The sequence below is a fragment of the Caballeronia terrestris genome, assembly GCF_001544515.1.
Lineage (GTDB): Bacteria > Pseudomonadota > Gammaproteobacteria > Burkholderiales > Burkholderiaceae > Caballeronia > Caballeronia terrestris.
Genome location: NZ_FCOL02000067.1, coordinates 1 through 21,221, shown reverse-complemented (window position 1 = coordinate 21,221; position 21,221 = coordinate 1). Strand labels below are relative to the sequence as shown.

The window sequence follows — 21,221 nt, the reverse complement described above, 5'->3', positions numbered from 1 at the left end:
CGTTTTGTCTCCGGGCGTACCCGGTGGCCGCGATACTGCATCGCGTACCTGCGGTATCGCAGCGATCATCGGGAAATGATATATCTAACGCAACTTAACCACTTGTACCTCGCGGCCGTCGCGACGTAAGCGATAGGTGGTGGCTGCGCTGTACAACGAATCTCGAACGTTGGGTCAAGCCCGACGGGCAGCCGATCAAAGGCTATCTCCCAGACGGCGTTGCCCGCGAAAAGTCCTTCGCAAGCTCCGACAGCTGATAGTCAGCAATGAGGAAGAAGCAGCCGTATTCATTCGAAGCCTGACCCCGTTCTCGAGCGCACATTCAAAGTGGCCAAAGCTCTCAAAGCCCGCGTCCTTCATTGCCTCTGCTTGCGCCAAGCGTGGGAGGAAAGCCGTCGGACACATAGGCACTCGCACGGTCCGGCTGCTGCTGTCGACATCCAGCTATCAGATTGTGCAGCATGGGGAATGAGTTCGCCAGCGTCCATGTGGCGCTTCGCTTCGACGCCGCGCGGTGATCCGGATCCGTCCTTAGTCGACAATCTCGATGGCGGTGACGACAGCGGCGAAGCGCGCCGTAAATTGGGTCGGCGCTGACATCCCAAGTTTCGCGACAGTGCGACTTCCCCAGCGTGCACCGGCCATCACTTAGATTTGTCCCGCACAGCAAATAGGTGGAACACGGCATCCGGAACAGATCAACGGTGCAGCAGTCCGTGACTCAGCCGCGACTACGAGTCTGATCAGTAGCGCTGCCGCGTGCCATGTCACCCATCCCGTTGCGCGGCGGTGCCACCCGCTTTCCGCTTATTTAGAACACCGGCGGTTTGCTATGGCTTGTCGGGCGAAGCTCTGAAGTCGGCTTCGGTGCCGCGCCCGCCAGTTCCCCGTCCGTGTGAAACGCGAGCGGCTGAGAGCCGCATCCAGTGTCGCAGTGCGATCAGCCCGCCAAGCACGCTCATCATCGAACCCGGAATCCATAGCAGCAGACCGCCGATCTGTTGATCGCGCATTGGGCTGAGCCACGTGAATGCGCGCCCACAAATCGAGTAGATCGGGTACAACTCGTGCGGCGTGAAAAAGATGTATGCGCCAAGCAGAATCTGCGGCGGCACTACAGCGATAACGATGAGAATTCGCTGGCCCGGCGCGAGACGAGCGGGCGGCGAAGGCCGGGGATCGAGCACGAGCCACCAGAAGAGCAGGCCGTCGATCACCATGCTCCAGTTCATCACGCGATATAGCCGATAGTCAAGCATTGCCTCGAAGTGGATCCGCGAGAGCAGCCAAAAGTAAATCAGCCCGACAAAGAGCGTTACGGCGACCACCGGATTGAATAGCACAGCGACCAGGGAGCGCGCGGTTCTCGTGCTCAGCGCGGGATGCAGCCAGAGCGGGCGCCACCTCATTGAAACCCCCGCGCGCAACGCGGCGCCTGGATACGATACCGCGATCAGGAACGGTCCGAGGTGATGCAGCACGAGGTGCTGCAATCGATGCATAAAGAACTCATGTTCGAAAAAATAGTCGAGCCGCGTATGCAGCGCAACATAGATTGCTGCAAGACCCAGCCAGAACGCCACGTGCCGCGAGAACGACACCCTGGCATACCGCGCACCGCGTGCAAACAGAACTGCCGCGATGAGCGTTGCAACCACGACGGTCGGTGACGGCTCCCAGGGTTCGAGCCAGTAGAGGATCGACTGCATCATGACTTGGGGCAATTGATCACGCGCCGCAGATCGTGCGCGATGGCATCGATGGAATCGTTGTCGGTGGCGAGCAGGCGGGCGTGGCCTTGCGCGTCGAAGATATAGACCGCGGAACTATGCGTGACTTCGTACTCACCGCTCACGTCGCGCTTCTCCCTCTGGAAGGCGACGCGGTAACGCTTGGCGAGCGATTCGATCGCGCGATCCGAACCCGTCAGGCCGACCGCGTGCCGCGCGTCGAACGCGCGCATATACGCGTGCAGCGCGGCGGGCGTGTCGCGGGCGGGGTCGACGGTGATGAAGACAATCTGCGCGCGACTGACGTCGGGGCCGATCTGTTGCAGCACCTGCATAAGCCGCGTCATCGTTTCCGGACACACGTCCGGGCAATGTGTGTACCCGAAGTAGACAAGTGTCGCGCGTCCTTCAAACGTCTGAGCGGTGACCGCCCGCCCGCCGTCGTCGACCAGCGAGAGTGCGAGGTCGGGCAAGTGGCCGCTGACATTGGCAAGGCGCCACGCTTCGGCGGTCCTGGAGCACGCGGTGAAGACGACACCGAGCAATGCGGCGGCGACGAACAAGCGAACGCAGGGGCCCTTGCGCCAAAGGTGCAACAATCCAAGCATTTGGAGCTCCACGAATTGCCGGTACGCCTGTTTAACAGGATACGTAAGTGCCCAGACAAACGCCTTCCCCCAAGACGATCCGGGCTTTATAACTTGGAAAGTGCGGTCAGGCAGCTGTTTTTTGCTAAATAGCCGGGACCTTCGATTGCGAATCCGCTTTTCGCGACGTCGATGCCTCGCCTCGCAGCGGCATCGAATTCGTCCTCCGTCGGGGCGCCGCGACGAACGCCCGCGACGATCTCTGCCGAACAAAACTCTCCGAGAGGCACGGTCTTCTTCCCTACCCGCTGGCTTCGCGCAAATGCCAAACGGAGTTCGCGGTATGGTCATTTTCCAGCACGTTCACTTTTTGATGTAATTTGTATCACGAGATGATATATGTTACCTGCAATCTTCGTTTCTCGCTCTGCGGTGACAATGCGTTAGTCCTGACCTGCAGAGGCATCGCTGATCCTTGCAAGCCTTGACCCCAAAGGCCGCCCCCTCGCAACCTTTCTGTTTTCGAGCAACGGTCGTTGACCACTGCGTTAATCGGCACGGAGTTTGCGATGTTGTCTACGTTCGAGTTGTACAGACCTGCTAATCAAGACCTCAATGGCTGAACATCGAGCGAATGTTCAGCTGTCTGTAAGGAGATGGTAATGTCAGAAACCGTCGGCGACTTTCTAATTGATCGTCTTCACGCCTGGGGGGTGCGCCGCATCTTCGGATATCCCGGCGACGGCATCAATGGCGTCTTAGGCGCACTCAATCGTGCTGAGGGAAAGATCGAATTCATTCAGGTCCGCCACGAAGAGATGGCGGCGTTCATGGCATCCGCCCATGCCAAATTTACGGGAGAACTGGGCGTATGTTTGGCGACGTCAGGCCCCGGCGCCTCCCATCTCCTGACTGGCCTGTACGACGCTCGCATGGACCACATGCCGGTGCTCGCCGTCACAGGGCAACAGGCGCGAGCTGCCCTCGGCGGCCACTATCAGCAGGAACTCGATCTTGTGTCGATGTTCAAGGACGTGGCGGGTGCCTTCGTCCAGCAGGCGAGTGTGCCGTCCCAGGTACGCCATCTCGTCGATAGGGCGGTCCGCACGGCCTTGTCGCAGCGGAAGGTCACGGCGATCATCCTTCCGAACGATCTGCAGGACCTTGACTACCAGGCGCCCGCGCGCAGACACGGCACTTTGCATTCCGGCGTCGGATTCAGCGCCCCGAAACTCGTTCCCTATGACGCCGACTTGCGGCGCGCTGCTGAGATCCTGAACGAGGGGAAGAAGGTCGCGATCCTGGTCGGCGCCGGCGCGTTGAATGCAACCGATGAAGTTATCGCCGTCGCCGACAAACTCGGCGCAGGCGTTGCAAAGGCGCTGCTCGGCAAGGCTGTGTTGCCCGATGACCTCGCCTGGGTGACGGGCTCGATTGGTTTGCTCGGCACCAAACCCAGCTACGACCTGATGATGCAATGCGACACGTTGCTGATGATCGGCTCAGGCTTTCCGTACTCGGAGTTCCTGCCGAAGGAGGGCGACGCGCGCGGCGTGCAGATCGACGTCGAAGCCGACATGCTAAGCCTGCGTTACCCGATGGAAGTGAACCTCGTCGGCGACAGCGCCGAAACTCTGCGCGCGTTGCTGCCTATGCTTGCAGAGAAGATGGACCGCGCGTGGCGCAAGAAGATCGAAGGCTGGACCACTGACTGGTGGAAGACGCTCGATAAGCGCGCGCTCGAAACAACGACGGGCGGCGTCAACCCGCAGCGCACCGTCTGGGAACTCTCGAAACGCGTTCCCTCCGACGCGATTGTCACGAGTGATTCGGGGTCGTGCGCGAACTGGTATGCCCGGGACCTGAAAGTGCAGCGCGGCATGATGTGCTCGCTCTCTGGCGGCCTCGCGTCGATGGGGGCGGCAGTGCCCTACGCGATCGCCGCGAAATTTGCGTTCCCCGCACGGCCGGTAATCGCACTTGTCGGCGACGGCGCGATGCAGATGAACAACATGGCCGAGTTGATCACCGTATCCAAATACTGGAAGCAGTGGTCGAATCCGCGCTGGATCTGCATGGTGCTGAACAACCAGGACCTGAACCAGGTTACGTGGGAGCAACGCGTAATGGAAGGCGACCCGAAGTTTGAGGCATCGCAAGACATTCCATCGGTGCCGTATCACAAGTTCGCCGAGCTGATCGGGCTGAAGGGTATCTACGTCGACGATGCGGAGCGTATCGGTGCTGCGTGGGATGAAGCGCTCGCGGCGGATCGTCCGGTGGTAATCGAAGTGAAAGCCGACCCGAACGTGCCACCCTTGCCGCCGCACATCACGATGGCGCAGGCGAAGGCCTTTGCGATGACGCTGATGAAGGGCGATCCGGACCAGGGCCCCATGCTGCTCGAAACTGCGAAGCAGGTGCTTAGCGCCGTGCTGCCGGGGCATAAGGACGGCGAGAAGAAGTAGGCGCCCGCAACCATGTCTATTTCGACGCTACCTGACGCCGCGATCAATGCCGTCCGCGCGCAGGCCTACACCATTCCCACCGACGCGCCCGAAGCCGACGGCACCTTTGCGTGGGACTCGACTACGCTCATCGTCGTCGAAGCCGACGCGGGCGGCAAGACAGGCATCGGCTACACCTATACCGATGCGTGCGCGACGTCTTTGATCCGCGGCGCACTGGCCGAAGCGGTGCTGCATCGCGACGCATTCGAAGTGCGCGCCGCATGGGTTGCGATGCAAAAGAGGGTACGCAATATCGGTCGGGCGGGCGTTGCGGCGACCGCTGCTTCAGCCCTCGACTGCGCATTGTGGGACCTGAAGGCCAAGCTTCTCGGACTGCCGCTCGTGCACCTGCTTGGCGTGATTCGCGAGCGGGTTCCGATCTACGGGAGCGGAGGTTTCACTACCTACACCGATGCGCGCCTCAGAGATCAATTGTCGGCATGGATCGCCGAGGGCGGCTGCCGCTGGGTCAAGATGAAGATCGGCACCGAGCCTCAACGCGATCCAAGCCGCGTGCGTGCGGCACGTGAGGCGATCGGCGACGCCGGCTTGTTTGTGGATGCAAACGGAGCGCTCACGCAAAAAGAGGCGCTGCACTACGCCGAGGTTTTCGCGCAATACGGCGTGCAATGGTTCGAGGAGCCCGTGTCCTCCGATGACCTCGCCGCATTGAGCGCCTTGCGCCGCGCGGTGGCATCGATGGAGGTCGCAGCGGGCGAATACGGCTACACCCTTGACTATTTCCGACGCATGCTGGACGCGCGTGCCGTCGACGTCTTGCAGGCCGATGTAAGCCGTTGCGGCGGTATTACGGGCTTTCTGGACGTGGCGACGCTCTGTGACGCGTATCACATGCCGCTCTCCGCGCACTGCGCACCGGCACTGCATCTGCATGTCGCGTGCGCAGTGCCGCGCCTCATTCACCAGGAATGGTTTCATGACCACGTGCGCATTGAAGCGATGCTGTTCGACGGCGCGCCGCATGCAGCCGACGGCTCAATAACACCGGATTTCTCGCGTCCAGGCTGTGGTCTGGAACTGAAGCGCGCGGATGCCCGGGCCTTTGCCGTGTGAGGGGGCATCGATGAGTGCAAGGAATGCGAGGAGTGCGACGACAGTGCGGCTCGGCATCGCAGCCGGCGTCGTGGCCGGTTGCGCGCTACTAAGCGCGCTTGCGCAACGTCGTTCCAGCGCCGCGTCGTTGCCTGGCGTTGAAATAGCCGCACATCTCGATGCCGCGCGCGCGTTCAATCGGAGCTCGGCGCTGCTCGCCTTGTCCGTGCTCGCGGACAGCGGCATCGAGCATTATCGCGGCTCGTTTGCGAACAAGGCGATGTATACGCCGCTCATCAGCTCACTCCTCTCCCTCGCAGCAGGACTGCATGGCAGCGCTGATAGCGACGCGTCCAAGCATCCCGTGCGCAACGTGATTTATCTCTCGGCTGCGTCTGCCGGCATTGCCGGGACCGGCTTTCATCTCTACAACATCACAAAACGTCCGGGCGGCGTTGGCTGGCACAACCTTTTTTATGCGGCGCCGATCGGCGCGCCGATGGCGTTACTCCTTTCGGGTGCGCTTGGCGCGGTCGCCGAGCGCTTGCGTGATGAACCCGCCGTCGACCCGCAATTGTTTGGCATGCAAGCGGGACGGGCGCTTGGGCTCGTCGTCGCCATCGGTTTGGCGGGTACCGTCGGCGAAGTCGCATTGCTGCATTTTCGGGGAGCGTATCAAAACCCAGCCATGTATGCACCGGTCACGGCGGGGCCGCTCGCGTGCGTGCTGCTCACGCATGCCGCGCTCGCAGCGCCACGCGCGCGCTGGCTCACGCGCGCATGGCTCAGGATCATCGCCGCACTGGGTTTCATCGGCGTGGGCTTTCATGCGCGCGGCATCGCGCGCAATCAGGGCGGTTGGCGCAACTGGAGTCAGAACATCCTCAATGGTCCGCCGCTGCCGGCGCCGCCGAGTTTCTCCGCATTGGCGCTCGCGGGCCTTGCCGCACTACGACTCAGGGAGACGGAAAGATGACACTGCCGCCTGCGACTCGCTATCCCGGCTACGACGTGTTGAACAAGCGCGACACCGTCTCCTGGGACAACGCGACCCGCGCCGTGATCGACGCACGGTTAGCCGTGTCGTCCGATCCCGCCTTCTTCAACTCCGTTGAATGGCGTGCGCTCATCGCGCTGTGCGCCTGCATCGTGCCTCAACGCAGTGACGCGTCGCAAATACCGGTCGCCGCGCTGGTCGACGCCAAGCTCAGTGCGAATCACAGCGACGGCTATCGTGACGCTCGCCTCCCGCGCTTGCGCGATGCATGGAGAAGGGGGCTTGCCGCGCTTGACGCCGAAAGCCGCAAGCGTTTTGAGTTGCCCTTCGCAAGTCTCGGAGAAGAGCCGCAAATCGCACTGTTGAAGGCTATGCAAGCGGGTGATGGGCATGCTGACAACTGGCAGGGAATGCCGTCGAAGCTCTTTTTCTCCGAACGCGTGCTGCACGACATCTGCGGTGCGTACTACTCGCACCCCTACGCGTGGAGCCAGATCGGCTTCGGTGGTCCCGCGAATCCGCGCGGCTATGTACGCATGACTGTCGATCGCCGCGACCCGTGGGAAGCAGTCGAAGCGAGCGACGGCGATGAGGGCAACGCACGCAAGGAGAACCAGCATGCTCGATGATGCCCAGTACCATCCGCGCGGCAAGAACGGACGTGCGCCAAATGTATTTCGCGTGGGCGCCTGGACACCAATGCGCGAGTACCCGCAGCATGACGCCGTCGACTTCGCGATCATCGGGACCGGTGCGGGGGGCGGCACGCTTGCGTGCCGGCTCGCTGAGAAGGGCTACAGGGTCGTCGCATTCGACGCGGGCGCGTGGTGGCGTCCGCTCGAAGAATTTGCGTCCGATGAGACGCACCAGCACAAGCTTTACTGGACCGACGAGCGCATCTGCGATGGCGAGAATCCGCTCAAACTCGGCAACAACAATAGCGGCAAGGCAGTGGGCGGCAGCACCGTGCATTTCGCGATGGTGTCGCTGCGCTTTCGCCCGGAGTGGTTCAAATCGCGAAGCCTGCTTGGCTATGGGGTGGACTGGCCCGTTGACTGGCGAGAAATGTGGCGCTACTACGCCGAAGTCGAAGACGCGCTCAAGATATCAGGGCCTGTCAACTATCCGTGGGGCCCAAAGCGCCGGCGCTATCCATACCGACCGCACGAGCTCAACGCGGCTGCGCTTGTGCTCGCGCGTGGCGCCGAGGTGCTCGGCATTCCCTGGTCGCCGACGCCGCTCGCTACCTTGTCCGCGCCGCGTGGCGAGGCGCATCCGTGCGTCTACCGGGGCTTTTGCGTGTCGGGCTGCGCGACTAATGCGAAGCAAAGCGCGCTCGTCACGTGGATACCCCGGGCGCTTGCCGCCGGCGCCGAAATACGTGATCTCGCGATGGTGGGCCGCATCGAAACGAACGACGACGGCCGCGTGAGCGGCGTTGAATATTTTCGCGAGGGGCGCTGGCAGTTTCAGCGAGCCCGCAACGTGGTCGTCGCGGGTTATGCGATCGAGACGCCGCGCCTCTTGCTGCTGTCGGCCAATGCCCGCTTTCCCGATGGACTCGCGAACAGTTCGGGCCTCGTCGGCAAGAACTTGATGGTGCAGTCGAACCAAGCAGCTTGGGGCGTGATGCCGGAAGAGATCCGCTGGTACAAGGGGCCGCCGTCGCTTGCCCTCACCGAGCACTGGAACTATACCGACAAGGGGAAGGACTTCTTTGGCGGCTATTGCTACATGAGCCAGGGGCCGTTGCCCGACGCCTGGGCTGCGACGCAAAACGGACGCGGACTATGGGGCGAAGCGCTGATGCGCGAGATGCAAAAGTATAACCATCAGGCCGGACTGAAAATCGTGGGCGAAACACTGCCGCAGGAGCGCAACCGTGTGACGCTTGCCGACGAAAAGGACCAGTACGGACTGCCGGTCGCACGCGTGACATATTCCTTTTGCGACAACGACCGCCGCCTGATCGCGCATTCGCTCGACTTCATGGGGCACGCTCTGCATGCCGCGGGCGCCAGCGAAATCTGGAACGAGACGGATGACACTTGTCACTTGAATGGCACCGCACGCATGGGCGACGATCCGCGCACGAGCGTCGTGAACGCGGATTGCCGCAGTTGGGACATTCCGAATTTGTGGATCTGCGACGGTTCGGTGTTTCCAACGGTCGGTGGGGTGAACCCTTCTCTGACGATTCAGGCGATCGCCTGCCGGACAGCGGATCGCATCGCCGTGCTCAGGGCGCGCGGCGAACTCTAGGTCCAGAAGCCCGGCCGCCAAGCGATGCAGTCGCAATTGGTCAGACGAAGAACAATGGAGAGTAGCGTGAGAAAGAGCATACGGAATCCAAAAAACGTCGTCGTCACGGGTGCAAGCGCCGGGGTCGGGCGAGCGGCAGCACTCGCGTTCGCCGGCCGTGGCGCGAATGTGGCAGTGCTCGCCCGCGATCTGAGCGCGCTCGAGGAAGTCGCGTTGCAATTGCGCGAGCTTGGCGTGCGCGCGTTGCCAATCGCTGTCGATGTGAGCGATGCGGATGCACTCGAGGCGGCCGCCGAGCGGGTCGAAGCGGAACTCGGTCCCATCGACGTGTGGGTGAATGACGCGATGGTAACGGTGTTTTCGCCTGTCGAGCGCCTGACACCCGAGGAGTTTCGTCGTGTCACCGAGGTCACTTATCTCGGCTACGTATGGGGAACCATGGCAGCTCTCAAACGGATGAACCGTCGTAATCACGGCGTCATCGTACAGGTCGGCTCGGCATTGGCGTACCGTTCGATCCCGCTGCAATCGGCCTATTGCGGGGCCAAACATGCGATCCGCGGGTTCACCGATGCACTGCGCTGCGAGTTACTGCACGAACACAGCAACGTCCATCTGACAATGGTGCAGATGCCTGCGCTCAACACGCCGCAGTTCGATTGGGCTGTCTCCCACATGTCCCATGCGCCGCAACCCGTGCCGCCGATCTATCAACCTGAAGTCGCCGCGCGGGCCATCGTTTGGGCCGCGACGCACCGTCGACGCGAATTGTTCGTGGGTCTGTCGTCCATCAAGGCGATTCTCGCGAACAAAGTGGCTCCCGGCACGTTGGATCGATACCTGGGACGAAAAGGCTATGCGATGCAGCAGCGTCCGCAAGCGCTGCGTGCCGATCGTCCCACGGACTTATGGCTTCCTGTTTCGGGAGAGCATCGTGTGCGTGGGGCTTTTACCGCAGAATCCCTGGAAACGAGCGCGGCGCTGTGGCTCGATACGCACCGTGCCCTGACCGTGTGTGCCGCCGCGTTGATGGCCGCCGTGGTGGTGTGGCGCCGCACGAGCAGGCGAGTGGGCAAGCCGCTTAGTAAGCCATTGAGTAAGCCCCTGAGTAAGCCACTGAGCAAGCCACTCGACACGCGTTAGGAGGGGTGATGGCCGCACGGATCGAGGACTACGCCCTGCTCGGAGACGGTCGCTCCGCCGCGCTCGTGAATCGACACGGCTCAATCGACTGGCTGTGCTGGCCATCGTTCGACAGCGATACTTGCTTTGCCGCGTTGCTCGGCGACGCGGGCAACGGACACTGGCGCATTGCACCGAGCGAGGCGATCCTATCCGCTAAACGCTGTTATCGGGGTCAGGGACTTATCCTCGAGACGACGCTCGTCACGAGTTCCGGCATCGTCATACTCACGGACTGGATGGTCTGGGGCGCGACGCCCCCGGTCCTGGCGCGTCGGGTGCGCTGCGAGGGCGCTCCGGTGTCCATCGAGTGCGAATTGATTGTCCGCTTCGATTACGGACGGGCCGTGCCCTGGAGCAAGAAAGCGGGCAGCCGCGTGCAAATGATGGCCGGCCCTCAGACGCTTTGGCTGGACTCTTCCGCAGAACTGAGCTGCGTTGGCAACGACGTGCGGATGAGTTTCACCTTGGCGCCCGGCGAGGAGCGGACCTTTTCGCTCACCTGTGTGCCTTCAACGAGTCCTGCGCCGGCCGTTCCCGATATGGACACGGCGCTCGACGGTACCGCGACGTTTTGGGCCGGATGGTCGGCGCGCAGTGTGGCGACGGGGCCTTACGCCGATGCAATACAGCGATCGCTGGTCACGCTTAAGGCGCTGTCAAGCCTCGATTCGGGTGGCGTGATTGCCGCACCGACCAGTTCTCTGCCTGAGACAATTGGCGGCCAGCGAAACTGGGATTACCGGTTCTGCTGGCTGCGCGACGCGAGCTTCACTCTCAAAGCGCTGCTGGCAGGTGGCTATCATGATGAAGCGGCGCGTTGGCGGGACTGGCTCGTGCGAGCTGTTGGGGGTGATCCGGCGCAAGTGCAAATTATGTACGCGCTCAATGGTGCGCGCCGTGTCGACGAGTGGGAGTGTCCATGGCTGCCTGGGTATGAGCGCTCAACCCCTGTGCGTTTCGGCAATGCAGCCGTTGGCCAGCTGCAGCTTGACGTCTACGGCGAAGGTCTGAATGCGCTTTATATCTGCCGGCGTGCCGGCCTGCCGCCTGATGATGACGCCTGGTCGCTGGAACAGGGGCTGGTCGATCATTTGGGGAAGGTCTGGCGCGAACCGGACGATGGCATTTGGGAGGTGCGCAGTGGTCGCAAGCCGTTCACCTTGTCCAAGATCATGGCGTGGGTGGCGGTCGACCGCGCGGTGCGTTCTGCACAAGAATTTAACAAGCAGGGGCCCATCGAAGACTGGCAACGGCTTGCGAAGCGCATTCGTCACGACGTGCTCGAACATGGCTTCAATCGAAAACTCAACAGCTTTACCCAAAGCTACGGCGGCGACACGCTCGATGCCAGCCTGCTGTTGATTCCGCTTACTGGTTTTCTCAGAGCGGACGATCCTCGGGTAAATGGGACGGTCGATGCGATCGAACGTGAATTGGTGGAGGACGGGTTAGTCCTGCGCTATCGCACCGGAGCGGCGAGCGATGGGATGGAGAGCGAGGAGGGGGCGTTTCTCGCCTGTTCCTTCTGGCTCGCGCATGTTCAGCACCTTCAAGGTCGAGAATCGAAGGCACGAACGCTATTTGAGCGCGTGCTCGAGCTTCGCAACGATGTGGGCCTCTTGTCCGAAGAGTATGACTTTAGGAAAAGGCGGCTGTGCGGGAATTTTCCGCAGGCATTCTCACACGTGGCGCTCGTCAATGCCGGGATGGCGATGAGTTCGGAAATCCACAGCGCCCCCGAACACAAGAGCCCGCTTCGTCACGGCGCTGAGGCTGACAAATGACCCGTTCCATTCGCGCCGCGCCCCGTATGCCCGACAGGGTCGCCGTGCTGGCGGTTCTCGCCGTGATATTTTTGGCCGATAGGTCTGCGACAGCGTCGGCCGAGGAGAATTCTGCGCCGCTGAACTACTTCCTCCATGCAGCGGGACCCGCGGCGTCGCCGACGCTTTGGCTGGGCTGGATATTTGCAGGGATTTGTGCCGGTGTGTGTCTGATCATCGCGGTGCTACTGACCGCCGCAATCTTGCGGCGGCGACCGATGTCACTCCCCGCTGACCTCAGTGCGTTAGCCGCCACCGGTGGAGGAACAAAATGGATTTACGTGGGCGTCGGCATATCCACAGTCGTGCTCGTCGCCATGCTCGTATATGCATTGATTACACTCGAAAGCGTCGCCAAACCCAACGACTCGCCTTCGCTGACCATTACCGTCACCGCGTACGACTGGTGGTGGAAAATCTCCTACGCCGATGCCGCTGATCCGGGACAACGCTTTGTCACGGCGAACGAGATCCACATTCCGGTCGGTGAACCGGTCAAACTCAAGCTCGAAAGTGCGGATGTCATACACGCGTTCTGGGTGCCGGTGCTCGCTGGCAAGACGCAGACGATCCCTGGTCAAACCAACGAGCAATGGATTCAGGCGGACCGTCCCGGTTTCTACCGCGGTCAGTGTTCGCAGTTTTGTGGCGCGCAGCACGCGCATATGGCGTTTGAAGTGATCGCGCAGAGCCGCGCCGATTTTGCGGCGTGGAGCGCGCAACAGGCTCAAGCTCACGTGCAGCCGTCCACAATCAGCCCGTCAATTGCGGCGGGGCACAAGCTCTTCGACGAACGATGCGCCGGCTGTCACGCGATTCGGGGTTCATCCGCGCAAGGCGCACAGGCGCCTGACCTCACGCACCTCAACACGCGTCGATTGATTGCGGCGGGCATGCTCGCTAACACTGCGGCAAACCAGCTTGACTGGATCACCCGCGCACAGCAGATCAAGCCGGAATCAATGATGCCCAGCATGATTTTGAGCCATCAGGAAGCCGCCGATCTGTCGGCCTTTCTCGCTACGTTGCGATAACCACAGGCACGATGAGGCCATGAGCGCACCTGCTGAACCTGAACGCAATGCGTCGCCGCCGAGGCCACTGGCGCTCTCGCGGGTGCCTGAGATTGGCCGCGTCACGCCCGGAAGTCCGACGCAGCGGCGCCTGCAGAAAATTTGGGAGAGCGAACCCGGCTGGCGGGGCTGGCTTTCAACCGTCGATCATAAGAGCATCGGTCTGCGCTACATCGTCACCGCATTCGTTTTCTTGTTGATGGGCGGCGTCGAGGCTCTGATTATGAGGCTTCAGTTGGCGCGCCCGAACGCCGCCTTGCTCACGCCGGAACAGTACAACCAGCTGTTCACGATGCACGGCGTGACGATGATCTTTCTCTACGCGCTGCCGGTGCTCTCGGGGTTTTCTAACTACCTGTGGCCCTTGATTTTGGGCGCGCGCGACATGGCGTTTCCCCGGCTCAACGCGTTCTCGTATTGGGTGTTCGTGTTCGCCGGGATATTCCTCTATTCAAGCTTCCCGTTTGGCCAGGCACCGAACGCAGGCTGGTTCAACTATGTGCCGCTTTCCAGCCTTCAGTATGACACGGGCCCTAACATCGACGTCTATGCGCTCGGCATGGTCCTGCTGGGCATTTCGACTACGGTAGGATCGGTCAATTTTATCGCCACGCTGGCGCGCATGCGCGCCCCCGGCATGTCCATCGACCGGGTGCCTGTGCTCGTGTGGGGCACGCTAACGGCTTCCGGTGGAAATTTGCTGGCAGTGCCGGCGGTCAGTCTCGCCTTTTTCATGTTGTGGCTCGACCGGCAGTTTGGTACGCATTTTTTCGATGTCTTGAATGGCGGCAAGCCGCTCCTTTGGCAGCACATGTTCTGGATGTTCGCTCACCCCTGGGTCTATGCCGTGGTGCTGCCAGCGATGGGCATTGTCTCCGACGCGTTGCCTGTCTTCTGCCGCCGACCGCTCGTGGGCTACACCCCTGTTGCGCTAGCGACGGTCGCGACGATGGTGGTGGGCTTCATTGTGTGGATCCATCACATGTTTGCCACCGGAATACCGGCGCTTGCCTTGGCGTTTTTCGGCTCCGCAAGCATGGTGATCGCGATCCCGAGCGCCGTTGCCACTTTCGCGTGGCTTGCAACGATCTATACGGGCCGTCCGGTGTTCAAGGTCCCCTTCTTTTATTTCGCCGGTTTTGTGCTGCTGTTCGTGATCGGCGGCGTGTCCGGCGTGATGACGGCTGCCGTTCCACTCGACTGGCAGCTCACCGACACATATTTCGTGGTGGCGCATCTTCACTATGTGCTGCTTGGGATCAACGTCTTTCCGGTGATCGGTGGCATCTACTACTGGTTTCCCAAATTTACCGGTCGCATGATGAGCGAACGCTTGGGTAAGATCGGCTTTGCAGTTCTTTTCATCGGCTTCAACGTTGCCTTTTTTCCGATGCATATCGCCGGGCTTCTTGGCATGCCGCGACGTATCTACACTTATCCCGCCGATATGGGATGGAACACTGTCAACCTGATCACCTCAATCGGATCCTTCGTATTCGCGCTTGGCGTGCTGATCTTTCTGGTCGATCTCGCATGGAGCTACAAGCGAGGGCCGGCCGCTGGCGACAACCCATGGGATGCGCCCACGCTTGAGTGGTCCATTGCCTCACCGCCGCCGCCTTATAACTTTGCGACCATCCCGTTTGTCGGAAGCCGCCACCCGTTGTGGGAGCGCCGGCTTGCCAGCGAACAAGGAGACCATCCAGGGTCCGTGCTCAATGAAGGCTACATCCTCGACGATGGACGCGAAGCGCTCGGCACGACGGCGCTCGACGGCGAACCGAACATCATCCTGAAAATGCCGGGCGATTCGTATGCACCGCTCTTCCTGGGCGTTTTTTCCACGCTTGTATTTGCGGGCATGATTCTTCACGCATGGTGGTTCGCCGCGGCGATGCTCGGCGCCGCCGCCTTCTCGGTGATCGCCTGGCTTTGGCCCGAGCGCGGCCTGTTGCAACGGGAGCCGTTCCCCGTACACGACGAGGGAGGCGAAATTGGCTGATGCGATCGATGGTTTCAACACCACGCGTGCCTTGCCAATCGGCAGCGCGGGCGAGCGATCCAGTGGTTGGTGGGGCGTGTGGACCATGATCGCCACCGAGTCCGCTCTATTCGGCTATTTGATTTTTTCGTATCTCTATCTCGCCTCACAATCGGCGCAGCATTGGCCTCCGGAAGGTCTGCCAAAACTCGGAATCGGGGGCGCCAACACGGTGGTTTTGCTTTCCAGCAGCGTCTTCGTGTGGTTCTGTGAACGATGCGTTCGGCGCAAACGACTGCGGCTTGGGGTGGCATCGATGGGCGTCGGTATCTTGCTGGGGGCCGTTTTCGTTGGTGTTCAGCTCAAAGAGTGGCACGACCATCCGTATGGCCCGATGACTCATCTGTATGGCTCGCTGTACTTCACCATCACGGGGTTCCACCTGCTGCACGTGCTGGTGGGAATCGTCATCCTGGTTTTGTTGCTGACGTGGACTGCCCTCGGATATTTCGACGAAAGGCGATGCGCCGCGCTAACCATCGGTGGGCTGTATTGGCACTTCGTGGACGTCGTGTGGTTATTCATCTTTACGACGCTGTACTTGTCGCCCTACGTGCTTTAGGTATGTGCCTCAGGTGCGTGCTTTTAGGAGAATGAACGTGCTTGCGCAACTGGTTCGGCCACCGTCCGGTTCTGCGTCGCCGCCCTCCGACGACGCTGGCCGATCGCGGCGCGAAACTCATCCAGCACCGAAGCGCGGCGAGGTCCGCCCGTCACTCGTGCTGGCGGGTATCGTTGCCGCCCCGCTCGCCTGGATCATTCAGATCTGCATATGTGAAGCGCTAGCCTCACACGCCTGTTTTCCGACGGAACATCCGTTGTCTGCTCCGGAGCTCACAGCGCTTTTGCGGATCATTGCCGCTGTCAGTGCGGGGTCGTTCGTGGTCGGGAGCTTGGGCTTGGTGGCGGCGTGGACGAGCTGGCGAGCGGCCAGGAATGAATATGCCGACTCCGATGGGCCGAATTCAGCGGGCTTGCGCGAGCGAAAGCGCGTGCATTTTCTCGCTCTGGTCGGCGTCCTCGGCAGTTTCATTTTTTTGCTTGGACTATTGCTGACAGCGATGGCGGCTTTGGTTGTGTCGCCGTGCGCGAGGTGGTGAAGTCATGTATAGAGCTCGAGCAATTCTTGCGCTGCTTTTCGTGTCGGTCCTGACGACGAACGCCGGCGGGGTTGGCATTGCAGAAGCGACCGACGCGAACCGTCCGGACCAGATCCGTCCGGTTACGACGGTCACGTCGACCGACGACGCGGCGCTGATCGCGCGGGGCGATTACCTCGCCAAGGCCGCGGACTGCGCTGGTTGTCATACGGCGCCGAAGGGCGGCGCACCGTTTGCGGGCGGCTTGGGAATGGCATCTCCTTTCGGTACGATCGTCAGCAGCAACATCACGCCTGACGCGCAATATGGCATCGGCGCCTACAGTTACCACGATTTTGCACGCACACTGCGCGGGGGCGTCGCACGCGGCGGAAAGCATTTGTACCCGGCGATGCCCTATCCGTCGTACTCGAAGATTACGGACGACGATATGCGTGCGCTCTATGCGTACTTCATGCACGGCATTCAACCCGTTCATACGCAACCGCCTGCGACCGAGTTGCCTTTCCCTTTCAACCAGCGCTGGGTTCTGGCTTTCTGGAACCTGGCGTTCGCACCGAACAATGTCTATGAACCGCGCCATGGGCGCGACGCGCAGTGGAATCGCGGGGCTTACCTGGTGCAGGCACTTGGACACTGCGGAGCCTGCCACACGCCGCGCGGCCCGGCTTTTGAAGAGCGCGCCTACACGGAGAACGCGGATGTTTATCTGACCGGCGGCGTAAATGATCATTGGTTTGCGCCCAATCTCACGTCGGATCCGGGTTCTGGACTCGGACGCGTGCCGGCCGAACACATTGGGTCGTTTCTGAAAAACGGTCACGGTGGCGGGCTTGTGACCTTCGGCAGCATGGTGCAAGTCGTCGAGGACAGCACGCAATACATGAGCGACGCCGATCTGAACGCCATTGCGCGTTACCTGAAAAGCCTGCCAGCCCAGCGCCAATCAGGCACTTATGAGCCGCGTTCGTTGCGCGCTCGACAGGGTGTTGATGCAATGCGAACGGGCGCGGTCCAACGTCCGGGCGCGGGCATTTTTTTGTCGTTCTGCGCTAAATGCCACCAGGCCGACGGCACAGGAAAGCCATTGAAGTACCCGAGGCTCGCGGGCAATCCGGCTGTCCTTGCAGCGGACCCGACATCGCTGATTCGCCTCTTGGTCGAAGGGGGGCAAAGCCCAGAGACCGCGGGCGGTCCACCGTGCGAAAAGATGCCCGCGTTCAACAAAAAGCTGACGAGCGAGGAGATGGCGCGGGTCCTGACGTTTGTTCGCAACACGTGGGGCAATAACGCGGCGCCCGTCACCACCCATCAAGTGACGGCGCTGCGCGACGGTATACATAAATGAAACACCGCCGCAGCTTCGCGGATCGCCTGCATAGGCACCTGATTACCAACGACGAGCATACCGATGGACAAGCTAACACTCGAGGAGCGAATCCGCAAACGAGCCTATCAACTCTGGCAGCAAGACGGAAGCATGGAAGGCTGTGCCGACGAGTATTGGCGACAGGCGCGTGAAATGGTCGAACAGGAAGTCATCGAGGAAAAGTCAAGACCGCAGCCGCAACGCTGACGAACACCATCATTAGACCATCAACATTTGGGCAGAACCGCATCGAAAAGACCCGTCATTGTATGTCACAACGTGATATATAATGCGAAGGAGAGGCAGTTGACATCGAAGGCTCGTGGGAAAATCCCGTTGCAGGAGACATGATGGCCACATATCGCCGGATTCTATTGTGTTACAACGCCACGCGTGAGGGACGCTGCGCGTTGCGGCTGGGCGCCGCACTCGCTCAACAACTTGGCGCTGAGACACATCTCCTTGCGGTGTTGGACGACGCTGCGTGGTTAAGGGGCTTCGACGTCGTGCCGGCCGTACCCTTCAATCTGGAAGAAGAGTCCGCCAAAGAGGTCCTGGATGAAGGCGTCAAAAGGCTCGCCGAACTGGGCGTGGTCGCCATCGGCCACCTCGCGATCGGAAATCCAATGAATCAAATACCGGCGTTTGCCGAAACGCTAAAGGTCGACCTCGTTGTCGTAGGCCACCATCGAAGCGGTCTTCTTGCACGCTGGTGGACTGGCCAGGACGATGGACGACTGTTGGACCGACTTTCGTGCAGCGTTCTCGTTGCGATGGATACAGGGAATCCCGAGGACGCTTGGACGGCGAACGATGAAGGCGTCTCGGCGGGCGATGAGGTGCGGGAGGTAGCGGCGCCACGGGTTGACGAGCACTCAGTTGTCCATTGACTTTGCGAGCACCGATTACTCAGGAAACCGTGCGGCGTCTGATCAAACAGGCGCGCTTGGATCGCCTGAGGCTGCGCCCGCCAGACGCCGTTAAGTCGGCCGCGTCCATTTGCGCCCACACCCTGGCCCATCCCTAGCACCCTCATAAATTGCACATGCGCTATCTAACCATCGCCGACACCATCGGAAAAACCTCCCTCGTTCAGCTCGTGCGGCTTCCCGATGAAGCAATGCGGGAGCGCAACAACGTCATCTTGGGAAAGTTGGAAGGCAGCAACCCAGCCGGTTCGGTGAAGGATCGCGCTGCGCTGTCCATGATCACGGGAGCCGAGCGGCGCGGTCAGATACATCATGGAGACGTGCTAATCGAGGCCACAAGCGGAAACACCGGAATCGCGCTGGCCATGACGGCAGCTTTTCGCGGCTACAAGATGATGCTCGTCATGCCTGAAGATGTGTCAGCGGAACGCCGTACGAGTATGCGGGCGTATGGCGCTGAGTTGATTCTGACCCCATCTCAGGGCGGCATGGAGTTGGCGCGCGACGCCGCAACTGAGATGGCGCGCGAAGGTCGAGGCGTGGTTCTGGACCAATTTTCCAACCCTGACAACCCTCTTGCCCACTATGAGACGACCGGTCCGGAGATCTGGAACGATACAGGCGGTGCCGTTACGCATTTTGTTTCAGCGATGGGTACGACCGGCACGATTATGGGCGTGAGCCGTTATCTGAAAGAACGAAGCGCTGACACGCAGATAGTCGGCGTGCAACCAGAAGAGGGCGCTCGCATTCCAGGCATACGCAAATGGCCGGCGCAGTACTTACCCGCTTTCTTTGATCCTCGCCGGATTGACCGAACTGAAAGTGTGAGCCAGTCGCAGGCTGAAGTGACCGCACGTCGTCTTGCCGCGATCGAAGGCATTTTTTGCGGAATTTCCACCGGCGGAGCATGTGCGGTCGCGCTGCGGATCGCTCACGAGGCGCAAAATGCGACGATTGTCTTCGTCGTGTGTGATCGAGGAGATCGCTATCTCTCGACGGGCGCGTTCCCAGCCTGAGCCGGCAGGGGCGAGTCGATCCTGCGCTATGTTGACGTTCGACCGTTATTGCCTGAAACGCAGTGCTCTGACTGGATTCGTTTGAGAGTGGCAAGTGCATACGCGCGGGTTTCTTTCGGAGCGACCGCGGACAGACGAAGTCATTCCGTGATGTAACTGTCGACTGAACGCACTTCAGACGCAGCCACACATGGGCCGGAAATGGAAGTGTCCGAGGTCTGTTATTTTTGCTGGTCTCCGGTCACACGCCTCGATCGCTCCTCAACCCGTTGATGAGCCGTAAACGGATCTTCTTTAACACAACTCGACAAACCGAAACCGATGGCGGCGAGCAATACCAGCGCGAGGAAGAAGAGTACCCAGTAAAAGTGAATGTCCATTTCAATAGTAATATGCACCGAACCTACTTACGGCGCGTTTAAGCGGAACGCGACACTCTTCAGTCAAACAAGTCAAACTGACGCGACCGACGCGCTTTCGAACAATACACCGCAGGTCACACGGCGCAGCAGCAGCGTGGAATTGTCGCTCGCCCACCCGCGCGCAAATGCGCTTCCCGGGCTCTGCCCGATCACAATCAGATCCGCCCTTACTATGTTCGCCAATCGGGAAACTTCATCGACAGGATTTCCCAACAGCAAGTGACCCGTTGCCGCGGCCGTCGAAGCGCGCAACCTCTCCACGCCTTCATGAAGAATCGCCATGGCAGTCTTTTCGTCGAATCGAATTCGACAGCGGGAAGCGGGTCGAAACCACCGGCGCCGCAGCAACACTCGAGCACCGCTAACAAATGTGCTTCGGCGTTCAACTGGCGGACGAGCGCCGAACCGCATCGCAGCGAAGCTTGACCGCTTGCCGTACCGTCATAACAGAGAAGTATCCGATCGATTGAGAACATCGTTGAGGCCGTCGATGAGTCTCCACCGTTGACAAATCCGGTGGGCTATTACCTGTTCGATGACTAGGTAATGAGCGGTACCGCCTCAATCAGCGCAAAACCGACTAATGCACCGATCGCGGCGCCTACGAGCTTAGGGTGCCATCGATCAAGGTGGATAGCGGCAAGGAGCGCACCGACCAGAATGACGCCCAAAAGCGCGGACGCGATGATCAAATAACCGATCTCGAAGTCACTGGTAATAACCATGATCGTTCCCCCTTAGCCGGTCTACCTCGGCCACTGCTCGAAATCAGACCAGCACGACAGGCCCGCTTGCGAGCGGGCAGCGAAAACTGACCCAACCTACGATTTAATTATAGATCACAACGTGAGGTAATGTGTGAGGACGGACGGGCCTCAAAACCGGGTTTGTCTGCAAGTAACGCTTCAAGCATCGTCTCAGCCGCCGCGGCCCGCACGAAATAAACGCGTCTTCGACCCGCCTACGCGAATTCGCCGGAAGCGCTCGCGCTTGTGCTCTTCATCGAAATGGGCGAGCGACGGTTTCACGAGATCGCTGCGCGACACGATGCCGATCAGCCGCCGCGTCTCGTTGTCCGCGACAACCGGCAGCCGTTCGAGGCCGTGGACGGCGAGCCGCGT

At 60.8% G+C, this 21,221-nt stretch carries 20 protein-coding genes; 15 read left to right on the top strand and 5 right to left on the bottom strand.

The genetic code is table 11. From position 1 onward, the window contains the following. Positions 1-830: 830 nt before the first annotated feature. Both AWB67_RS29620 and AWB67_RS29615 read right to left on the bottom strand, forming a co-directional pair. Entirely contained in the window at positions 831-1,709 is an 879-nt protein-coding gene (locus AWB67_RS29620) for a cytochrome c oxidase assembly protein (RefSeq protein WP_087135119.1), read from the bottom strand. Continuing rightward, positions 1,709-2,338, bottom strand: a complete 630-nt coding sequence (locus tag AWB67_RS29615; protein WP_062638750.1) for an SCO family protein — start codon at positions 2,336-2,338, stop codon at positions 1,709-1,711. The genes AWB67_RS29620 and AWB67_RS29615 overlap by 1 nt, the downstream gene beginning before the upstream one ends. 641 nt (positions 2,339-2,979) lie before the next feature. On the opposite strand from AWB67_RS29615, the gene AWB67_RS29610 reads away from it, so the two are divergent. From AWB67_RS29610 to cysM, 15 genes are all read left to right on the top strand, one after another. Further along, positions 2,980-4,785: a thiamine pyrophosphate-requiring protein gene (locus AWB67_RS29610; RefSeq protein WP_087659720.1), complete on the top strand. Its 1,806-nt coding sequence runs from the start codon at positions 2,980-2,982 to the stop codon at positions 4,783-4,785. A gap of 12 nt (positions 4,786-4,797) precedes the next feature. Further along, positions 4,798-5,901: an enolase C-terminal domain-like protein gene (locus AWB67_RS29605; RefSeq protein WP_062638748.1), complete on the top strand. Its 1,104-nt coding sequence runs from the start codon at positions 4,798-4,800 to the stop codon at positions 5,899-5,901. A 10-nt stretch (positions 5,902-5,911) separates the two neighbouring features. Then, a complete protein-coding gene (locus tag AWB67_RS29600; RefSeq protein ID WP_087659719.1) occupies positions 5,912-6,856 on the top strand; it encodes a hypothetical protein in 945 nt (314 codons plus the stop codon). Further along, the gene (locus tag AWB67_RS29595; RefSeq protein ID WP_062638746.1) at positions 6,853-7,506 is read left to right on the top strand and encodes a gluconate 2-dehydrogenase subunit 3 family protein; all 654 of its coding nucleotides are present in this window, start codon (positions 6,853-6,855) and stop codon (positions 7,504-7,506) included. Before AWB67_RS29600 ends, AWB67_RS29595 begins: the two co-directional genes overlap by 4 nt. Further along, positions 7,496-9,139, top strand: coding sequence for a GMC family oxidoreductase (locus AWB67_RS29590; RefSeq protein WP_062638745.1), 1,644 nt, complete (start codon positions 7,496-7,498; stop codon positions 9,137-9,139). Before AWB67_RS29595 ends, AWB67_RS29590 begins: the two co-directional genes overlap by 11 nt. 66 nt (positions 9,140-9,205) lie before the next feature. Further along, positions 9,206-10,282 carry an SDR family oxidoreductase gene (locus AWB67_RS29585; RefSeq protein WP_235025399.1) on the top strand — a complete coding sequence of 359 codons (1,077 nt, stop codon included), beginning with the start codon at positions 9,206-9,208 and terminating at the stop codon, positions 10,280-10,282. Positions 10,283-10,290: 8 nt separating this feature from the next. Next, on the top strand, positions 10,291-12,108 hold the full coding sequence (locus AWB67_RS29580) for a glycoside hydrolase family 15 protein (RefSeq protein ID WP_200822336.1): 1,818 nt from the start codon (positions 10,291-10,293) through the stop codon (positions 12,106-12,108). Beyond that, positions 12,105-13,181: a cytochrome c oxidase subunit II gene (coxB, locus tag AWB67_RS29575; RefSeq protein ID WP_235025398.1), complete on the top strand. Its 1,077-nt coding sequence runs from the start codon at positions 12,105-12,107 to the stop codon at positions 13,179-13,181. Before AWB67_RS29580 ends, coxB begins: the two co-directional genes overlap by 4 nt. Before the next feature lie 19 nt (positions 13,182-13,200). Further along, complete coding sequence (gene ctaD, locus AWB67_RS29570; protein ID WP_087659717.1) at positions 13,201-15,222, top strand: cytochrome c oxidase subunit I; 2,022 nt, start codon at positions 13,201-13,203, stop codon at positions 15,220-15,222. Next, on the top strand, positions 15,215-15,823 hold the full coding sequence (locus tag AWB67_RS29565; protein ID WP_062638742.1) for a cytochrome c oxidase subunit 3: 609 nt from the start codon (positions 15,215-15,217) through the stop codon (positions 15,821-15,823). The genes ctaD and AWB67_RS29565 overlap by 8 nt, the downstream gene beginning before the upstream one ends. A 37-nt stretch (positions 15,824-15,860) precedes the next feature. Further along, complete coding sequence (locus AWB67_RS40625) at positions 15,861-16,361, top strand: hypothetical protein (protein WP_143328429.1); 501 nt, start codon at positions 15,861-15,863, stop codon at positions 16,359-16,361. Positions 16,362-16,365: 4 nt separating this feature from the next. Then, complete coding sequence (locus AWB67_RS29555) at positions 16,366-17,709, top strand: c-type cytochrome (RefSeq protein ID WP_087135113.1); 1,344 nt, start codon at positions 16,366-16,368, stop codon at positions 17,707-17,709. 63 nt (positions 17,710-17,772) lie between these two features. Further along, complete coding sequence (locus AWB67_RS29550) at positions 17,773-17,937, top strand: DUF2934 domain-containing protein (RefSeq protein ID WP_087135112.1); 165 nt, start codon at positions 17,773-17,775, stop codon at positions 17,935-17,937. Positions 17,938-18,077: 140 nt separating this feature from the next. Further along, the gene (locus AWB67_RS29545) at positions 18,078-18,620 is read left to right on the top strand and encodes a universal stress protein (protein WP_235025396.1); all 543 of its coding nucleotides are present in this window, start codon (positions 18,078-18,080) and stop codon (positions 18,618-18,620) included. Between the two features lie 155 nt (positions 18,621-18,775). Beyond that, positions 18,776-19,678: a cysteine synthase CysM gene (gene cysM / locus AWB67_RS29540; RefSeq protein WP_087659716.1), complete on the top strand. Its 903-nt coding sequence runs from the start codon at positions 18,776-18,778 to the stop codon at positions 19,676-19,678. A gap of 452 nt (positions 19,679-20,130) precedes the next feature. Here cysM and AWB67_RS42145 read toward each other — a convergent pair whose 3' ends face one another. From AWB67_RS42145 to AWB67_RS29525, 3 genes are all read right to left on the bottom strand, one after another. Beyond that, a complete protein-coding gene (locus AWB67_RS42145) occupies positions 20,131-20,382 on the bottom strand; it encodes a universal stress protein (RefSeq protein ID WP_235025395.1) in 252 nt (83 codons plus the stop codon). A gap of 257 nt (positions 20,383-20,639) precedes the next feature. Next, positions 20,640-20,825, bottom strand: a complete 186-nt coding sequence (locus AWB67_RS29530) for a hypothetical protein (RefSeq protein WP_062638737.1) — start codon at positions 20,823-20,825, stop codon at positions 20,640-20,642. Positions 20,826-21,017: 192 nt separating this feature from the next. Continuing rightward, on the bottom strand, positions 21,018-21,221 hold a 204-nt coding region (locus AWB67_RS29525; RefSeq protein ID WP_125477725.1), incomplete at its 5' end, for a CBS domain-containing protein.